We start from the raw sequence: 302 nt of genomic DNA, 5'->3' as shown, positions 1-302 counted from the left end.
CCGCGCAATTGCGCAGCGCCTCGCTGGTTGTGCCGCTGGCGGACGACGCGGATGCGGCCCCGCAGGACATTCTTGCCGCAGCGCAGGCCGACTATGGCCGGCTGATTGGCGCGCTGTACGAAGAGGGCTATTTCGCCCCGGTTATCAACATCCGCGTCAATGGGCGCGAAGCGGCCGGCATCTCGCCTTTGGGCTCGCCCGGCCCGATTGGCCGCATCGAGATTTCGGTCAACCCCGGCCCGCAGTTCAAGTTCGGACAGGCCGCGATTGCGCCTGTCACGTCGCAAACCACCTTGCCCGAC

At 66.9% G+C, this 302-nt stretch carries 1 protein-coding gene; it reads left to right on the top strand.

Features of this window, described 5'->3' with window-relative positions; translation table 11 throughout:
- Positions 1-302, top strand: a 302-nt coding sequence (locus KWG70_RS17810) for a hypothetical protein (RefSeq protein WP_230937388.1), incomplete at both ends; no start/stop codon positions are given.

Origin of the sequence: Psychroserpens luteolus, assembly GCF_021032705.1 — a bacterium.
Classification (GTDB): Bacteria; Bacteroidota; Bacteroidia; order Flavobacteriales; family Flavobacteriaceae; genus Psychroserpens; species Psychroserpens luteolus.
Note: the sequence above shows the minus strand (reverse complement) of the source record. Positions and strands in the feature narration are given on the sequence as shown.